General features: G+C 38.8%; 16 protein-coding genes. 11 read left to right on the top strand and 5 right to left on the bottom strand.

Annotated elements, in window-relative coordinates; all coding sequences use genetic code 11:
* The coding region (locus Q0017_RS08105; RefSeq protein ID WP_298145145.1) for a hypothetical protein at window positions 1-1,082 on the bottom strand (1,082 nt) is incomplete at its 3' end.
* Window positions 1,083-2,367: 1,285 nt separating this feature from the next.
* Here Q0017_RS08105 and Q0017_RS08100 point away from each other — a divergent pair.
* From Q0017_RS08100 to Q0017_RS08060, 9 genes are all read left to right on the top strand, one after another.
* A complete protein-coding gene (locus Q0017_RS08100) occupies window positions 2,368-3,567 on the top strand; it encodes an SfnB family sulfur acquisition oxidoreductase (protein ID WP_298145143.1) in 1,200 nt (399 codons plus the stop codon).
* 10 nt (window positions 3,568-3,577) lie between these two features.
* Window positions 3,578-4,789 carry an SfnB family sulfur acquisition oxidoreductase gene (locus Q0017_RS08095; protein WP_298145140.1) on the top strand — a complete coding sequence of 404 codons (1,212 nt, stop codon included), beginning with the start codon at window positions 3,578-3,580 and terminating at the stop codon, window positions 4,787-4,789.
* Window positions 4,789-6,171, top strand: coding sequence for an LLM class flavin-dependent oxidoreductase (locus Q0017_RS08090; protein ID WP_298145137.1), 1,383 nt, complete (start codon window positions 4,789-4,791; stop codon window positions 6,169-6,171). The genes Q0017_RS08095 and Q0017_RS08090 overlap by 1 nt, the downstream gene beginning before the upstream one ends.
* Window positions 6,172-6,186: 15 nt before the next feature.
* Entirely contained in the window at window positions 6,187-7,017 is an 831-nt protein-coding gene (locus Q0017_RS08085) for a MetQ/NlpA family ABC transporter substrate-binding protein (protein ID WP_298145133.1), read from the top strand.
* Between the two features lie 6 nt (window positions 7,018-7,023).
* The gene (locus Q0017_RS08080; protein WP_298145130.1) at window positions 7,024-7,857 is read left to right on the top strand and encodes a MetQ/NlpA family ABC transporter substrate-binding protein; all 834 of its coding nucleotides are present in this window, start codon (window positions 7,024-7,026) and stop codon (window positions 7,855-7,857) included.
* Window positions 7,858-7,868: 11 nt separating this feature from the next.
* The gene (locus tag Q0017_RS08075) at window positions 7,869-8,939 is read left to right on the top strand and encodes a methionine ABC transporter ATP-binding protein (protein WP_298145127.1); all 1,071 of its coding nucleotides are present in this window, start codon (window positions 7,869-7,871) and stop codon (window positions 8,937-8,939) included.
* Window positions 8,920-9,579: a methionine ABC transporter permease gene (locus tag Q0017_RS08070; RefSeq protein ID WP_298145124.1), complete on the top strand. Its 660-nt coding sequence runs from the start codon at window positions 8,920-8,922 to the stop codon at window positions 9,577-9,579. Before Q0017_RS08075 ends, Q0017_RS08070 begins: the two co-directional genes overlap by 20 nt.
* 560 nt (window positions 9,580-10,139) lie before the next feature.
* Window positions 10,140-11,033: a LysR substrate-binding domain-containing protein gene (locus Q0017_RS08065; RefSeq protein ID WP_298145121.1), complete on the top strand. Its 894-nt coding sequence runs from the start codon at window positions 10,140-10,142 to the stop codon at window positions 11,031-11,033.
* A gap of 241 nt (window positions 11,034-11,274) precedes the next feature.
* Complete coding sequence (locus tag Q0017_RS08060) at window positions 11,275-11,772, top strand: M48 family metalloprotease (RefSeq protein WP_298145119.1); 498 nt, start codon at window positions 11,275-11,277, stop codon at window positions 11,770-11,772.
* Between the two features lie 216 nt (window positions 11,773-11,988).
* Here Q0017_RS08060 and Q0017_RS08055 read toward each other — a convergent pair whose 3' ends face one another.
* A complete protein-coding gene (locus tag Q0017_RS08055; RefSeq protein WP_298145116.1) occupies window positions 11,989-13,620 on the bottom strand; it encodes a long-chain-fatty-acid--CoA ligase in 1,632 nt (543 codons plus the stop codon).
* A gap of 315 nt (window positions 13,621-13,935) precedes the next feature.
* On the opposite strand from Q0017_RS08055, the gene Q0017_RS08050 reads away from it, so the two are divergent.
* Window positions 13,936-14,490, top strand: coding sequence for a thermonuclease family protein (locus Q0017_RS08050; protein ID WP_298145113.1), 555 nt, complete (start codon window positions 13,936-13,938; stop codon window positions 14,488-14,490).
* On the opposite strand, the gene Q0017_RS08045 is transcribed toward Q0017_RS08050, so the two are convergent.
* Window positions 14,487-15,902: an aspartate ammonia-lyase gene (locus Q0017_RS08045; protein ID WP_298145110.1), complete on the bottom strand. Its 1,416-nt coding sequence runs from the start codon at window positions 15,900-15,902 to the stop codon at window positions 14,487-14,489. The two genes, Q0017_RS08050 and Q0017_RS08045, sit on opposite strands and share 4 nt — an antisense overlap.
* Window positions 15,903-16,037: 135 nt before the next feature.
* On the opposite strand from Q0017_RS08045, the gene Q0017_RS08040 reads away from it, so the two are divergent.
* Entirely contained in the window at window positions 16,038-16,937 is a 900-nt protein-coding gene (locus Q0017_RS08040; RefSeq protein WP_298145107.1) for a LysR substrate-binding domain-containing protein, read from the top strand.
* 146 nt (window positions 16,938-17,083) lie between these two features.
* Here the strand turns inward: Q0017_RS08040 and Q0017_RS08035 are convergent, their stop codons facing one another.
* A complete protein-coding gene (locus Q0017_RS08035; protein ID WP_298145104.1) occupies window positions 17,084-17,998 on the bottom strand; it encodes a LysR family transcriptional regulator in 915 nt (304 codons plus the stop codon).
* Between the two features lie 159 nt (window positions 17,999-18,157).
* Window positions 18,158-19,009 (bottom strand): OmpA family protein, encoded by an 852-nt coding sequence (locus Q0017_RS08030; protein ID WP_298145101.1) that lies wholly within the window; start codon window positions 19,007-19,009, stop codon window positions 18,158-18,160.
* Window positions 19,010-19,077: the final 68 nt, after the last annotated feature.

Genomic DNA, 19,077 nt, shown 5'->3' with positions numbered 1-19,077 from the left:
AGTGGTAATAAACCGCCTGTTAAGCCGCCTAATAAGCCATTGGCTAAATCAAGTGATAATAGACCGTTGGTTAAACCGCCAACTAAATCCGTAACTAAATCAAGCGACAATAAGCCACCTGTTAAACCACCCAGAAGATTAGTCACGAGGTCAAGTGGTAATAAACCGCCTGTTAAGCCGCCTAATAAGCCATTGGCTAAATCTAAAGACAACAAACCTTGCGTTAAGCTTTCAACCAAATTACCCAATACATCTAAAGATAAAATTCCGCCATTTACACCACCAAGTAAATTACCAACAAAATCAAGTGATAAAATACCGTTGCCTAAGCCATCAAGCAAATGGTTAAGCACACCCAAAGAGAGTAAGCCACTCGTTAAACCGCCGAGCAAGTCTGTGACTAGATTTATAGGCAGATCACCACCTGTTAAACCTTGCAATAATTTAACCAATAAATTGTTGGCAAAGACTGCATCTGCCAAAGTATCTACCACATCAGTCGTTGCATCAACCAAACCATCTACAGTTTGTGTTACTCCGCCTACTAACTGATTCACTCCATCTAAAGATACGCCTAGCAGTCCACCTAAAGCATGTGTTAGACCACCTACCAATGTATCTACTGCATCAGTTAGATTATCTACAACATTATCTACTGTATTGGTCAGCGTCTTAACTGTCTGATTAAGCGAGGTTAAACCCAATCCGCTAAAGATATTAGTCACCAACTCACCTGGTATTTGGCCTGCAGTAACCTGGTCAAATAAATTAGTTGCAAGTGGTGCAGAAAGTTTGCCTGAATCAATTCCGTTTACAATACCTTGCGCAAAGGTGACAGAGATCGCACCAGCTTTCAGCTGCTGTGCCAAATCAGTTGCAAAAGGTGCGCTCAGCTTTCCACTATTGAGGGCAGAAACTGCAACATCAACTGTAGATTTTTCTAAACCTAGCTGTGTAAATTGTGTTTTAAGATCATTAATCGGATCATTCTTTGAAGATGAACTACCGCTGAGGGCTTGTACTGTATTACTTAACACATACGATAGTGGTTGAGTAAGTAGTCCTAGAATTTTGATAATCATGGTTGCACCCTTGGTTATAGCTTTAAAATTGGTTTGTTATGAAGTAGCAGTGAAAAGTCTTGCTAGATGATTTATTGCAATCCTTTTGGTTTCTTGATTTTACAAAAATATTTAATAATTCTAATATCATTTTGTATTAAATTTATTAAATGCGCTACTAAATTCACTTGCAAACCGAACTACTTTAGACTCGTCATATTGCATTAAGATGATAATGCTAAAAAAATATTAATATATTTCAACAATATAAAAATATATAAAATTGTAATTCTTTTTCATGTCTAGACGACTTGTATTAACATTACATGTACATAGAACGCATATATAAATGTATTACATTGTTACTATTTATTAAATAAACTAATAAATAAAAAACCAACCATTTTAGTCAACTTGTATTGAATTTGGTGGAAATTGGGTGAATTTTGTATTTAAAACACATAACATAATTGATTTTTAAACTAGCCTTCTAAGAATAAAATCTAATAAGTCAACTACAATACACGTTGATGAGCTAAGCTCTCTCTCGGTCGCTTTTAAAGGCTTTTTATGTCCCTTTATGAAGTTTTAATCCATAGATCATTTATGGTTTGTGCCATGATTTTTTGAGCAAAAAAAATACGATCATCAAGAAGATTTTCAAATCATTGTCCAAATTGTCCAAGTAGACACTTCTTTTACGCTTACAAACTATACAGTGAGTTGCAAAATTGCTCACCTTAGTTTTTCCTTCTAAGCTTTTGAGTCATTAGGTTTCAAGTATTGAGGATGCTGATCAGTCAACTAAAGCTGTGTTTTAAATACAAGACATATAAAAGCTAGATCATATGATCGGACCATTTTTAGAACTCACAGTGCAATACTATTGAGTGTGTTTAGGCCTTTTGAAACTTTACATGATGTTTTAACAGCTCAATCTATCATTTCTTCAACCTCCACAAATACATGTAAACCAGTTTCCGGTTGGTTAAAATCAAAACCTTTAGTTTGGTCAAAGCATTTTAATAAGTTTGTCATTGTATTAGACATATACATACAGCTAAATTGGGGGTTTAGATCATATAAATAATTATTTAAGATATTGATATTTAATAAATTTAATTTTTTAGCTCTAAAGTGGAGTTTAGATGTAATCTGATAAATCAAGGCATGCGCTTAGACGTCTTTTGAATTTGGTTATGGCTTTTTTTTCTAAATATTTTTTTTGCTATTTTGTGCATAAATCAGCATTTCTAGCAGCATAGTATTCTCGTTACAGTGTTGGCATTAGATAAAGGAATGCCATATGACAAGTTTATATTCACCAGTGAAACGCCTCCACAGTAATCAAGATGCCCTGAATGCTGCCTACCAAGTCGCTGATTTGGCTTTAAGCGGCCGTAATCAACGTGACCAAAATCGCCAACTGCCCGTTGAAGAAATCAATGCCTTTAGTCAAAGGGGCTTAGGTGGCATGCGTATTCCCAAAGCTTTTGGTGGCGCACGTGTTTCTCACAAAACTTTGGCACAGGTATTTCGTATTTTAAATAAGGCTGACTCAAGCCTAGGGCAAATTCCACAAAATCAAATTAGCTTGTTATATCTCATTGAGCTGATGGGAACACAAGCACAACAACAATTTGTGTTTGAGCAAATCTTACAAGGCAAACGTTTAGCCAATGGTGGACCTGAAAAAAACACCAAAGACACTAAAACTTTAACCACAACATTAAGCCTCAAACAGGGTCAATACTTTGTAACAGGTGAAAAATTTTATTCAACTGGTAGTGTATTTGCCGATTGGCTGGCAATTAAAGCATTGCATCCTCAAGGGCATGTGGTTTTAACCTTGGTAGATCGTTATGCCCAAGGCGTAGAAGTTGTTGATGATTGGGATGGTTTTGGGCAAAGAACCACAGCAAGTGGCACAGTCAAACTCAATCAGGTTGCTGTAGATGAAAGCCTTATTTTTGACGAACGTATTTTAACTGAGCAACCCAATTATCGTGGTGCTTATTCACAACTGTTACAAGTTGCAATTGATGTAGGGATAGCCGAAGCAGCTTTTGCAGATATGTTAAGCACAGTACATAAAGCCCGCCCGATTGTTGATAGCGGTGTTGAACAAGCAAGTCTTGAACATTACATCTTGCAAGAGGTTGGACGTGCACAGATTGTGTTAGATGGCGCAATATTGTTGCTTGATCATGCTGCCGATTATTTAGATCAGCTTGAAAGCCTAGCCACTATAAATTTTGAACAAGCAGCACAGGCATCAATTTTAGTGGCAGAAGCTAAAGTCTATGCCAATGATGCAGCCTTACATATTTCTGAAAAATTAATTGAGCTTGGTGGCAGTCGCTCAAGCTTAAGTCAGCATAATTTAGATCAACATTGGCGTAATGCACGCGTACATACCTTACATGATCCTGTACGTTGGAAAATCCATGCGATTGGCAACTATTACTTAAATGGGTCTGCACCTGCACGCCATGCATGGATTTAAGGAGAACAGCATGACCTCATATCAAGCTATAGATACAAAAAAAGTGCATGCACATGTGATTCAATCTGACCAAGAAGCACTTGATATTGCCAAAGCTTTGGCAGCGCAATTTAAACACGGCGCAATTGAACGTGATGCCAAACGCATTTTTCCTTTTGAACAAATAGAAGCTTATAGTCAATCAGGTTTATGGGCGATTACAGTACCTAAAGCCTACGGCGGTGCCCAAGTTTCAAGCTTTACTGTGGCACAAGTAATTGCCTTAATGAGTGGTGTGGATGGTTCTATTGGACAAATTCCACAAAACCATTTTTATGCACTTGAAGTACTGCGTAATACCGGCAGTGAAGCACAAAAGCAAAGACTTTACCAAGAGGTCTTACACGGCGCGCGTTTTGGTAATGCTTTAGCAGAATTTAAACCTAAAAACTCAAGCATTAAACAAACAACATTACAACCTCACCATCAAGGTTTCTTGATTAATGGCGAGAAGTTTTATTGCACAGGTAGCCTTTTTGCACATCGCATCCCCACCTTAGTCAAAGATAAACAGCAGCGTGAGTTTTTGGCATTTATTCCAAGCAACAGTGAAGGTTTATCGTTAATTGATGATTGGAGCGGTTTTGGGCAACGTACCACAGGCAGTGGTACTGTAAAATTTGATCACGTCTATGTTCATCAAGACGATGTGATTGCTTTTGATCAAGCTTTTACGCAACCGACTTTGGTTGGGCCATTTGCACAAATCATGCATGCTGCAATTGAGGTTGGCATTGCACGCGCAGCTTTTGAAGAAACTTTGGTGCGTGTACATCAAGCACGACCATGGATAGATGCTAACGTAGATGCTGCGACACAAGATCCACTCACGATTTATGAGGTGGGTCGTATTGCGGTTGATGTTCGTGCCAGTGAATTGCTGCTGAAACAAGCTAGCGATGCGATTGATGCAGCTTATGCTGCCCCAAATGCTGACAATGTCGCTCAAGCCTCCATACAAGTTGCCAAAGTACGTGCACATAGCTCAGAAACTGCGTTAAAAGCGGCATCAAAATTGATTGAGCTTGCAGGCAGCCGAGGCAGTCAGCGTCAAGATGGCTTAGACCGTTTTTGGCGCAATGCACGCGTACATACCTTACATGATGCCGCACGGTGGAAATATTATTTTATTGGGAAATTTGCTTTAAATGGCACACGTCCACCACGTCGAGGCACTTTGTAATGAAAAAGATTTTACTCAATGCCTTTGATATGAATTGTGTTGGGCACATTAACCATGGTTTATGGACCCATCCACGCGATCAATCACATCGTTTTAACGAGTTGAGCTATTGGACGGATTTAGCCCAAACTTTAGAACAGGGTTTATTTGATGGTTTATTTATTGCCGATATTACCGGCAGCTATGATGTATATCAAAATAGCTTAGATTTAACTTTAAAAGAATCCATTCAACTGCCTAGCCATGACCCAACCACATTGGTGTCCGCTATGGCAGCAGTGACCCAACATTTGGGTTTTGGTATTACTGTTAATTTAAGTTATGAGCAGCCTTATCAGTTGGCACGCCGTTTTGCCAGCCTTGATCATTTAACTCAAGGTCGTATAGGTTGGAATATTGTGACTGGTTATTTAGACAGTGCTGCACGTTTAGTCGGTCAAACTGCACTTACCGAACATGATACGCGTTATGCTCAAGCTGAAGAATTTTTGACGCTTTGCTATAAATTTTGGGAAGGCTCATGGCAAGAAGATGCCCTGCAAAAAGATAAAACGGCGCGAGTTTTTACTGACCCCAGCAAAGTCCATGCAATTTCTCATCACGGCAAATTCTATCAAAGCCAAGGTGTATTTCAAGTTGCGCCCTCCCAACAACGTACTCCGGTACTTTTTCAAGCAGGTGCTTCCAAACGTGGCTTAGATTTTGCCACCCAACATGCAGAAAGTATGTTCATTGGTGCAGATACACCTGAAAAAGTACGCCAACAAGTCGAGCAAATTCGTACATTGGCACACAACCACGGGCGTGATCCTGCACAAATCAAATTATTGGTGGGCATTACAGTCGTCACTGCAAAAACAGATAAGCAAGCACAAGATAAGTTAGCCGAATATCAAGCCTATGCCAGCCCCGAAGCAGGATTGGCGCACTTTTCAAGCTCGGTGGGCATTGATTTATCACGCTATGCCGAAAATGAGGCGATTCCGTACCAAAAAACCAACAGTATTGCATCAGTCAACCAACGCTTTAAAGCGCAAAGCATCAGCATCAACGATTTAAAGCAGCAGCATATATTAGGTGGGCGTTATCCATTGTTTGTGGGTAGTGGTGCCACTGTAGCTGAACAGCTGATCGCTTATCTCGATTACACCGGTATTGACGGTTTTAATTTAACCCGCACGGTGGCTCCTGAATCACACCAAGATTTTATTCGCTATGTGATTCCTGAATTACAAAGTCGTGGACGTTATAAAACTGCATATCAAGACGGTAGCCTACGCCATAAATTGTTAGGACAAGGCGATCGACTGCCTTCAAATCATCCGGTGCATCAATACCGTATTGATCAAAATGTTGTATCACCACCACAATTTACTGCATAAATATTGGAAAATAACATGACGCAAAAAAGCAATAAAAACACCTTGATTGGTATTGGCGTTATTGTCACTGCTGTGATCTTAGGTTTAAGTTTTTGGAATATCAATCAAAAACCCCAACAACAACTCACGATTGGAATTAGTCCATCTTTTGCCAAGCCGCTACAAGTGGCAGCTGATGAGATCAAAGCACAAGGTATTCAAGTCAAATTGGTTGAATTTTCAGATTGGAATACTCCCAATATTACCTTGAATCATGGCGATATCGACGCAAACTTTTTTCAGCATCAACCTTTTTTAGATCATGCTAAACAACAAACAGACTTTAAAATTAAAGCGTTTGCTAAAGGAGCAGCCACGCATGTGGGTCTATATTCTAAAAAATATCAACGTTTTGATGATCTACCGCAAGGTGCGAGTGTGGCAATTCCTAATGACCCAGTCAATCAAGGTCGTGCCTTACTGCTTTTACAACAAGCCGGTTTAATTCAACTTAAACAAGTAGATCACTATTTGTCTAATTTAAATGACATTATTACCAATCCCAAAAATCTGAAATTTATTGAAGTTGAAGGCCCACAAACCGCCCGTGCTATTGATGATGTCGATTTAGCCTTTGGCTATCCACATTATTTACGTATGGCAAAAACCGCCGACCCTGAACAAGCTTTATTATTTGATGACCATAGCAGTGACCGTTATGCCATTTTATTTGCAGTACGTGAAGACTACCAAGACCACGATGATACCTTAGCCAAGTTTGTACACGTCTATCAAAACTCACCGAAGGTAAAAGCTGCACTTGATGCTGAATTTGGCAGCAAACTTTGGTTTGCGGGTTGGAAATAGGAGAACATGGTGTCAAAGATTAAAAATAATAAAATATGGCTATACGGATTGGGACTAGTTGTGGTGATTGCAGCCTTAAGTGGTTATCGTTTTAGCCACTCTACAGCACAAAATCAAGTATTGACCATTGGAATTAGTCCGCCTTATGCCGAGTTATTACAAAGCGTAGCCAATGAAGTTAAATCCAAAGGCATTGAGGTCAAATTGGTAGAATTCTCTGATTGGCATGCTCCAAATGTCGCGGTGCAAAATGGTGATATCGATGCCAATTTCTTTCAGCAAAGTGTATTTTTAGCCAATGCTATACAGCAAAGTGGTTATAACTTAGCAGCTTTTGCCCCGGGTAGTGGTAGCCATGTGGGACTGTATTCTAAAAAATATCAAAGTCTTGATAGCTTGCCCCAAGGCGCGCGCGTGGTGATTCCAAATGATCCTGTGAATTTGGCACGGGCTTTAATTTTGTTACAACGCGCACAACTCATTACTTTAAAACCTATAAAAAATCAGCTGTATACCGTAAACGATATTGGTGAAAATCCAAAGCAATTACAATTTATTGAAGTTGAAGGTCCGCAAACAGCGCATGCCTTACATGATGCTGATTTGGCTTTTGGCTACCCGCACTATTTAAAGCTTGCCAAAGCGGCAGATCCTCAAGATGCCTTGTTTTTAGATCCAATCGACAAGAAATATGCCATCTTGTTTGTGACACGCGTTGATTATGAAGATAAACAACAAAAACTCGCGACCTTTGTCAAAACTTTTCAAAATTCAGTTGAAGTTCGTGCAATTTTAGACCGTGACTTTGGTCAAGGCATGTGGTTTGCAGGTTGGGAATAAGGAAAAATATTATGGTCAGTTTTGGCGCACAGGTGGATTTTGCCCCACCCCACATTAAAATTCGCAATTTAAACAAGTACTATCAAGTACAAGGCCGTCAAGTCCATGCTCTAAAAGACATTCATCTTGATATTCCTCAAGGTAAAATCTTTGGCATTATTGGCAAAAGTGGTGCAGGTAAATCATCGCTCATTCGTACGCTTAACGGCTTAGAGCACATTACATCAGGCAGCATTCATATTGACGAACATAATTTAGCTGAACTCAATCATCAACAACTCATTCAATTACGCCAAAGAATTGGCATGATTTTTCAGCATTTTAATTTAATGTCAGCTAAAAATGTTTGGCAAAATGTGGCGCTACCGCTCAAAATTGCAGGCGTAAATGCCAACGAAATCCAAAGCCGTGTTGATGATGCCTTAAGCTTAGTGGGTTTAACAGACAAAGCTGCACATTATCCCTCACAACTCTCCGGTGGACAAAAACAACGCGTTGGTATTGCCCGTGCCTTGGTTCATCAACCTGAGATTTTACTGTGCGATGAAGCCACCTCAGCACTTGACCCTGAAAGCACTGCCACTGTCTTAGATTTACTCAAACAAATTAATCAAAAATTAAATCTTACTATTGTATTAATTACACACGAAATGCAAGTCATTCGAGAAATTTGCGATGAAGTGGTGGTGATTGATGCAGGCGAGATTGTTGAATCAGGTGCTGTTTGGAGGGTGTTTTCACGTCCACAACAGGCCATTACACAAGAACTGCTTAATTTAGAACAACTGGATTTACCTTTTGATGTGCACTCAGAGTTGCATCCAACCGACACCCATACTGTGCTCAAATTGCGCTATGAAGCCCGCTTAAATCAGCCACATGATTTAAGCCAAATTTTTGCTAGTTTTAATCATCCAGTGCAATTACTACAAAGCCATGTTGATTATATTCAAGGTCATTTGGTGGGCGCATTAGTGATTGGGGTACAACATACCCAACTTGATTTAAGCACTTTAAAATCAACACTTTTACAGCATATTGCAGCAATAGAGGAATTGGGCTATGCACGACCAACTTATTAATCTATTAATCACAGGTACGCTCGATACCTTATTCATGGTTGGTGTGTCAGGGCTATTGGCCTTTTTGATCGGCTTACCCTTGGCAGTTGTCTTAGTGAGTACCTCAGCACACGGTATTTATCCATCACAGCCCATCAATCAAGCCTTAGGTTGGGTGGTCAATATTACCCGTTCTATTCCATTTTTGATTTTAATGGTGGCTTTAATCCCCATCACCCGTTTAATTGTGGGTACAAGCTATGGTGTGTGGGCAGCAGTTGTACCTTTAACTTTAGCAGCCACACCATTTTTTGCCCGTATTGCGGAGGTGAGTTTACGTGAAGTCGATCATGGGTTGATTGAAGCAGCACAAGCGATGGGATGTAATCGTAAACAAATTATTTGGCATGTGTTATTGCCTGAAGCACTACCGGGTATTGTGGCAGGTTTTACTGTGACCTTAGTCACTATGATTAATTCATCAGCAATTGCAGGTGCGATTGGTGCAGGTGGTTTAGGTGACATTGCTTACCGTTATGGTTATCAACGTTTTGATATGCAAATCATGTTTGCAGTCATTGTGGTCTTGGTAATCGTGGTGATGTTTGTGCAAATGATTGGAGATCATCTGGCACAACAATTAGATAAACGTAAGCTGTAAAAATACCCCTCTTTTGAGGGGCTTTTTTACGAAAATAATTGACCAATTTTATAGACCAAAATCATCATCCCTAATGCCGATGCTGATAACACGCTAAATTCAGCAATATTCATCTTTGTTATCCTCCATTGTGGATATTTTATAGTTATTTTGCTTTAAAATTATTATACATAGATCAACAAAAATTTACAAAACATGCATGAATATTCTACATTTTAGATTGAATAAATTAACGATTACAGTTTTATGACTATTCACAACAAATACACACAGTGTTAAATATTTGAATAAAAAGATATAAAAGCACATTAACGAAAAAATAATAAAATATTGATTTAAAATAATTTATTTTATAAAAAATAATTTTTAATTTTTACACCAAGTGCTTGTTTTGATTTTATTACAAATCCTCATACAGCTTATTAATACAAAATAAATTTTATTAAGCGTGCGCAATGCCACACTTTTTAGATGTTGAAAAGTTACTCAGTATGCAAACTAAATTTGAGTTAAAATAGCCAGGCGATATACAGCTATAGTTCGTCGGGAGATGAAAGTAAATGTTTGAATTGGATTTCAAGCTACTGAGTATTTTTTATTATATTTATAAGTTTAAAAGTGTATCTGCTACAGCTGATTATTTAAATTTAAGCCAACCTGCGGTCAGTAATTTACTCAATAAAATTCGTCACCATTATCACGATCCTTTATTTGTACGTATTGGTAATGAAATGGTAGCGACTGAACTTTCCAAACAATTATTTCCCTTGGTCAGTGAAGTGTTGGGTAAACTTGAGGTGATTCAAAATTATACCGTCCAGTTTGACCAACTCAATTCGCAACAGCAATTTACCATTGCCATGACCGATGTGTCACACTTAGTGTTGTTGCCTAAGATTTCTAAATATCTCAAACAACATGCACCTAAAGTTAAACTGAATGTACGTGCCATGACCTCAGAGACCAGTTATCAAATGGCAAATGGTGAGATTGATTTAGCCATGGGTTTTTTACCCCATTTAGAAAATGGTTTTTATCAACAAAAATTATTTGAGCAGCATTATGTGGTCATTTCAGCCAAGAATCATCCGCGCTTAAAAGGCAATAGTTTAAGTATTGAAGAATATTTACAAGAGTCTCATATTGATATTGATGCAGGGATTGGGCATTACCACATCGAAAATGAATTGTTAAAACTTGGCGTGAAACGTGATTTTCTGATGCGTCTACCCAGTTATTTAGGTGTTGGTTTGGTGGTACAAGAAACTGAAGCAATTGCCACAGTTCCTTATTATTTAAGTGAAGTATTACTTGCGCGTGGCAATCTCAAAATTTTACGTGCGCCTATTGATTTTCCAACCTATGCCATTAAACAATATTGGCATTTATCATCACATCATAAAACCAGTCACGAATGGTTAAGAAACATGTGTTACTCTGTTTTAGTTATATAAAAAAATTATTAAATAAAAATTAAAAACTATCAGTATTTAAAAATATAATCTTTATTGTATCAAATACATAGTAGATTTTACGAAGATTTGTTTATTTTTCAAGCCAACATCAGGATGACTTTTTAGATAAAATAACTATGATAGCCAACTTTTATCAGTTAGCTCACTCTCCTGTTTTATGAAGTTTTCATGGTTAAAAGTTGTATTGCTGCTATGTTTTACACTGTATCTTACCGGCTGTATGCAAACGACTCAGTTAAAGTCACAAACACGCCAACAATTTATTCTCATCCCACAACAGCTATGGCACAGTCAGGCAAATCGAGAATATCAACACACGCTAGATCGGTTAAAACAACGAGGAGTGATGGTGTATGACCAACGCTTATCGCATGTTTTAAACCAACTCAAACCGCATACTTATCAGTATCGACCAGAAGCGAGTCATTGGGATTGGCAAATTAATGCGCTGATTAGCTCCCAACTCAATGCGCATGGTTTTGCAGGCGGAAAAGTATTACTACATACCGGTATATATTGGGGCTTAAATTTAACAGAAGATGAATTAGCTTTCGTGATTGCACATGAAATGGCACACGCTGTGCGCGAACATAGTCGTGAACGTTGGACAACTGAACTGTTACTGGGTCCTTTGGCACGTTTAAAAAATAATGGACATTCAACTTCTTGGATTATTGAAAGAGAAGCTGATTTATTAGGACTAGAAATACTCGAATAAGCAGGCTACGACCCATATGCAGCAATTACATTTTGGCAAAAATATCAATATGAAAGCTTACGCCGTTTAGAACATGGTGGAAGTCAGCCTCTTATTTCTCAAGAGTTTCTGGACTATCGTATGCAGGCGATCCAAAATCATTTAACCGCTTTTAATATTTAAAAAATTTATAGAAAACACAATAAAAAAAGGGGCTTTAAGCCCCCTGTTTTCATGTTAATTTTGTTCAAGTAGCACGTTTTCATACATATTGCGTAATTCACGTTTGAGCATTTTTCCAGTGCCACTTAAAGGAATACTCTCCACAAAGATGATACGATCTGGAATCTGCCATTTGGCAATTTTATCTTGATAGTACTTTAATACATCTGCTTCAGTTAGGCTGCTATGGGCAACTTTCATGGCAATCAATACAGGACGTTCATCCCATTTTGGATGCGTTGCAGCAATTGCAGCTGCCATGCTAATCTCAGGATGTCCCATGGCAATGTTTTCAAGTTCAACGGATGAAATCCATTCTCCACCCGATTTAATTAAATCTTTGGAGCGGTCACTAATACACATAAAACCATCTTGGTCTAAAGTGGCAATATCGCCTGTATCTAGCCAACCATCTGATGTCGTGGCTAATTCAGTCTTGGCAAAGTAGCGCTCAATAATCCAATGACCTTTAATTTGCAGATGACCAATAGTGTTACCATCATGCGCCACGCTTTGAGTACCTTGCTCAGCTTGGGTTAAGCGTAAACTCACACCAAAAGGCGGGCGCCCTTGCGAGAGGCGAATTTTGGCACACTCTTCTTCAGGCAAGTGATCATGTTTGGCTTTAAGCTGATTGGCGGTACCGAGTGGACTGGTTTCAGTCATGCCCCATGCGTGAATCGTTTCACAATTAAAGCGCGCTTTAAAAATTTGCATCATGCTTGGTGGACAAGCAGATCCACCAACAATATTACGCTTTAAGCTTTCAAGCTGACTGCCCATTTCAGTTGCAGCTGCCATTAAACCTTGCCAAATGGTTGGTACGCCTAATGCCAAAGTGACTTTAAATTGGTCAATTAACTCAACCAAACTTTTGCCATCTAGTTGTGGTCCGGGGAGCACTAAACTTGTACCCACCGCAGCAGCGGCATAAGGGGTGCCCCATGCATTTACATGAAACATCGGCACGACTGGCATCATGACATCACGCGCCGAGAGATTCATAGAATCTGGTAAGGCAATCGCATAACTGTGTAATACCGTTGAGCGATGGCTATATAAAACACCTTTCGGGTAACCGGTGGTGCCTGAGGTATAACATAAAGAACTTGCTAAATTTTCATCAAAAATAGGCCATTTAAGTAACCCGTCTTGCGCCTCAATTAATTGATCATAAAAATGTACATGCGGCAATTGGGCTTGAATATTGGCATCTACTGCATCTAAACAAATTAGATGACGCACGGTGGGAATTTTATCTTCAACCGCTTTAATTAAAGGTAAAAATGTTTTGTCAAAAATAATGACTTGGTCTTCGGCATCGTTAACAATAAATTCGACTTGTTCAGGAAACAAACGTGGATTAATGGTATGACAGACCAATCCGGTGCCTGAAATGGCATACCATGCCTCTAAATGACGATGATTATTCCATGCAATGGTTGCCACACGTTGCCCTTGAGTTAAGCCTAAAGCACCGAGTGCTTGCGCAAAACGTTTGGCATTGTGAGCAACTTCACCCCATGTGGTGTGGGTGATACTGGTGTCGGTATTTTTGGAGATGATTGCAGTATCGGCATGATAACATTCGGCGTGTTCAATCATGCTGCTGATCAGCAAAGGTTGAAACATCATTTGTCCTAGCATCGCTATGTCCTTTTTGTCATTCATTTGGGCATGTTGTTAACTATTTTTGCCTAAAATGAGGTGTTGGTTATTGTAATTGGCTCAAACAATAGCAAAAATTTCAAAAGAAAACTATGTCTATTTCGTCAAACAAGATACTGTTTTCATTAAATTTAAATATAATTACCCAACATTAAAAGCTTAAAAAATCAGCAGTCTTTTTAAGCACTACAACTCACACAAACAATCTATGTTAAATTTTCACATTATTTTTCTTTATTTCAGTGGACTTTAGCAGCCATTTTGGCTGTGATATACCACTTGATTACGCTATTTATGACTGCATTTGAATTTTCTCCTTGGTTACTAACCGCTTTTGGCTTCTTTTTATGTTTATTATGCCTTTGGGTTTGGCGACACCTCACGCGTTATTTAAAAGTCAAATTTAAACCCTTTAAAAAAGGACAACGTTATTGGTGTAAAGTCATCCATGTCAGTGATGGCGATACCATTACCTGCCAACGTTTCAATTTGCGTCGCTCACAAAGTAAAATGCGCTTAGCCTATATTGATGCTCCAGAATCAAAACAAGCCTATGGCAAAGAATCCACTCAAATTTTACGTGGCTTGATTTTAAAGCGTTGGGTACGCGTAGAGATTACCGACAATGATCGTTATGGACGCCAAGTGGGGGTAATCATTCGCCGTGGCAAAGACATTAATCAAGAATTGGTCAAACGTGGTGCAGCATGGGTCTATGTAGATTATATTCGCGACCCTAAACTAAAAGCGCAATTTTTAGCGTTACAAGATACAGCCAAGCGCAAAAAGCGTGGGCTTTGGCAAGCCTCACGCCCGGTTTATCCAAGCACCTATCGCAAAAACAACTAAATTGCCAACTCTAATGGTGGTTGCAACATTTGATCAACAAATAAAGCGTACTGTAGCACCTCTTCTGAAAGTAGCCCTTCGGTACGTACTAAATCTAAAATGCGCTGTCCAGTTTCGTGTGCAGTTTGCGCCAAACGCGTTGTAGTTTCATAACCTAAATATGGATTAAGTGCGGTAATAATACCAATTGAATTGTCTACGTTGTTACGACATTGCACTGCATTGGCTTGGATGCCTTGAATACACAATTGGTCAAACATCTGCACACTACGTTGTAACACATCTAGTGAATCAAACAGTTTAAATGCAATCAACGGCTCCATAGCATTGAGCTGAAACTGACCTGCATCTGCTGCCAATGTAATGGCTAAATCATTGGCAATCACTTGAAAGGCTGCCATATTCATGGCTTCTGGAATCACAGGATTAACCTTACCCGGCATAATTGAACTTCCCGGTTGGCGTGCTTGTAAATGAATCTCGTTGAGTCCGGCACGAGGTCCACTCGACAACAAACGTATATCGTTGGCGATCTTAGACAGCTTGGTTGCTGTACGTTTTAAGTAACCTGAAACTAAAACAAAATCTCCCATGTCTGAAGTGGCTGCAATTAAATCAGGTGCAGCCTGAATGTTTTTATTAGTGAGCCGACTTAATGCTGCTAAAGCCAATTCTTGATAATGCGCGGGTGCATTAATGCCTGTTCCAATCGCGGTGCCGCCTAAATTCACACGTCCAAGTAATTCAGGTAGGCTTGCCAAAAGTGGTAAATCCTGCTGCAAAATACTGGCAAACGCATGAAATTCTTGACCCAAAGTCATGGGAACCGCATCTTGCAATTGAGTACGTCCCATTTTAAGCACATCATGAAAAGCCAAAGCTTTGGTTTTTAAGCTGTTTACTATCTCAGTTAAACGCAGCTGATAGCGTTCTAGATCACCCAACAAAGCCAAGCGAATCGCAGTTGGGTAAACGTCGTTGGTAGATTGCGACATGTTGACATCATTGTTAGGATGTAAGTATTGATATTGCCCTTTGGCATGTCCCATGTATTCTAAAGCAATATTACAAATCACTTCATTGGCATTCATATTGGTTGAAGTCCCTGCTCCACCTTGCAACATGTCCAATGGAAACTCTTGTAAAAATTGACCTTGCATGAGTTGTTCACAGGCATATTTAATGGCTTGGTATTTAGCTTCGGGCAAGAGCTTTAATTGATAATTTGCTTCAGCAGCAGCCAACTTCACCATTGCAAGTGCTTGAATAAAATAAGGATAACTCGAAAGCTTACTAGAGGTTAAATCAAAGTTTTCTAAAGCGCGTAAGGTTTGAATCCCATAATAATGCGCATCATTCACTTGTTTAGTGCCAAGTAGATCTTTTTCTAAACGCATATGTAAACTGCTCATGGTTTTTTACTTCTCAAAGGTATAACTTTATGCTACCTCTACCTTTGGCAAAGGCACTAATGCATTTATTGCTTTAAGTATGCATTTTTTGCATACTCGTTCATCTATTTTGCTTATGCTGAACATGGATTGATCATGCATCTTGAAATTCGTTGGATTGAAGATTTAATTGCAATTGAACAAACGGGTTCGTTGTCGCGTGCTGCAAGCTTACGCTGCCTCAGTCAATCGGCTTTTAGCCGTCGTCTTCAACAACTTGAACAACAATTGGGCTTTTTAATTTTAGAGCGTCATGCCAAAGATTTAAAATTTACTGAAGCAGGTTTGGTATTACTCAACAGTGCTAAAACCATGGCCAAACAGCTTAACGACACCATCACTTTACTCAATAATATGCAAAAAGAAAATAATCTGAGTATTCGCTTTGCGGTAGCACATTCTTTGACGTCACAGTTTTTTTCGCACTTTTTACAATTTTTCCCAAGTAATATCAGCCACTTTAAAATTCATATGCAAGCGACTAACGTGTTTGAAGGTATGCAACGCCTTAAACAAGGTCAATGTGATTTTATGCTCTGTTATGCCGATCACAGCTTATTGCAAACTGTCAGCCAAAGCATTTTCCAATCTATTCAATTAGGCACGACCGACATTGTGCCGGTGTGTCTCAGCGATGCACAAGGTAAATCTCAATTTGACATTCATACACCTTTTCCCCTGATCAGTTATAGTCCAAATGCCTATTTACAGCAGTTGGTCGCAAAAATTTTAGATCAGCATCAACTACAAGCACAACTTCAGTATGAAACTGATAATGCCAATAATATTAAAGATTTAGTAATGCAAGGACGCGGCATTGCATGGTTACCACGTTTAACCATTGAAACAGAATTACAGCAAGGTATATTAAACATATGTGATGCAACATTAACCTACCCGCAACAACAAATTTTTTTACTTAAATTAAATTTAACCCAACGTGAATCAATTGAGGCGTTGTGGCAACATGTATTACAACAACATGCTGGTCCATAATTCATGCAATCAAAGTGCTTATATTTTAATTTAAGCGCTCAATCATTCCCATTGAGCCCAATGTGATTGTATTGCAACCTTTAAAAGCATAGTGCTTGTTTTGTAAAAAACAAAAAATGAAATCAGTATTCAGCCCAAATATTTGACTAAAAAGCTGCACGATCATAATGAATGGCTTCTAAATCATAAACTTGGTAAATACAATCAAAAAGTGCCTTAATATCATCACTTTCATCCATACAGCGTGTGGCCATAAACACAGGGCTAATGGCGTTTTCATCTAAAATAGGAATGTAATGCAGATGAGTTAATTGCAAGGTTTTTGCACTCTCTGGCACAATACAGATCCCTTCGCCTGCTGCCACTAAACCAAGCGCCAACTGAATTTCACGCACTTCACGAAAATTTTTCAACTCAAGACTATACTCAGAGAATAAATTCACAATTTGACTAGAAAAGTTCGGTTTTGGTTGTGCAGGATACAAAAAAATAGTTTCATTGACTAAATCTGCTAAATATATCCCTTGCTTTTGCTGAGCCAAAAAGTGGCTTGCATGTACCGCAAGCATTAAACGCTCTTTACGTAACAATACCCGACGAATTGCAGGATCAGAGACACGTAAACGCCCAAAGCCTACATCAATCCGTCCTTCTTTTAAGGCAGGAATTTGATGCGTCGTGGTCATTTCAATGAGTTCAATTTTAAGTTGTGGATACTGCTGACGGTAAAAATAGACAATGCGTGACAATAAACCGTATAAAAGTGAACCGACAAAGCCAATACGTACAGTACGTTCTACCATACCCACGCGCTTGGTCATCGATTTAACTTCTTCAGCATTTGCAATGAGTTTGACTGCATGTTGATATAAAAATTGCCCAGCTTCCGTCAATTGTAATGGGCGGCTCACACGTTCAAATAATAATACACCCAGCTCATTTTCTAAATTTTGAATTTGTCGACTTAAAGGTGGTTGTGCGATAAATAATTTTTCTGCCGCTTTGGTAAAGCTCTGTTCTTCAGCCACTGTCACAAAGTATTTAAGATGACGCAACTCCATAGCCTTATCCATTTGAATTTAAAAAAAATCTCTACAAGGATAAGTGAGTTTTATACTTTAAAGTATTAGCAAATAGTCGAAAAAAAAGGCTTCCCGAAGGAAACCTTTAAGGTGAGCACTAACCATCATGCTCAAGGGGTTTTTAGTATGGTGATTAAATTACCATTTCACTTCTACACGACGGTTTTCTTCTAAACATTTCAACAATGCAGGGCTTTTTGCAGCGCCTTCACAACGTTTAAATTGTTCTGTTGAACCTAAACCACCAAGTTTAATTTTTGAAGCATCAACGCCATAGTCTTGCAACAATTGAGTCACAGTCACAGCACGTTTTTCAGATAAACGTTTGTTGTAGGCTGCATTACCAAAACGGTCTGCATAACCTGCTACATAAACCATAGGCGGTTGATCTGCAATGATTTGGTTAGCAAGGGTACGTACATCTTGAACGCCACCTACAATGTTACCTGCATCCGAGCGGTCAAAGTTAAACACGACGTTCACATGTTGTTTTGGCTCAGGTAACACTTCTTTTTCAACAATTACAGGTACGTTTTTAACGACAGTTTCAGTAATTACTTGAGGCTTATCTAAAGCTTGACAACCTGCACCTTTCCAGTAATGGCTTTTTGCAATGTAATCACCATCTTGTTTGTCAAAATCTACACGTAATTGGCAAATTTTGTAGTCTTGCGTACCTGGTTGACGCAATGCCAATACATAGTTCCATGTACGTACATTGAATAAACCTTCAGAGAAGTTTGGATGACCAAAGATATGACGAATTTGGTCTTTGGTTAAGCCATTGTTCATCTGTAGCGCTTCTACAGCTTCGTAACGATGTACTTGATCTAAATAGCTTTCTTTAATTTCAGGAAAGTCTACTTCTTCTGCTGTGTTGTTTGCTGCGTAACCTGGGTAAACATGTACGTCAGAACTTACGTTCGCATGTGTTAGGCCAAAAGCTGTCATTAAGCCAACAAGTAGTGCACTCTTTTTTAATAAATTCATGTTGATCTCTCTTAATTTTGTAAACTGTATGCAATGTTGTTCAGGGGAGTTGATTAATCCCAAAGGGA

This window comes from uncultured Acinetobacter sp. (assembly GCF_947624825.1).
Classification (GTDB): Bacteria; Pseudomonadota; Gammaproteobacteria; order Pseudomonadales; family Moraxellaceae; genus Acinetobacter.
This window is presented reverse-complemented; position numbering and strand designations above follow the sequence as displayed.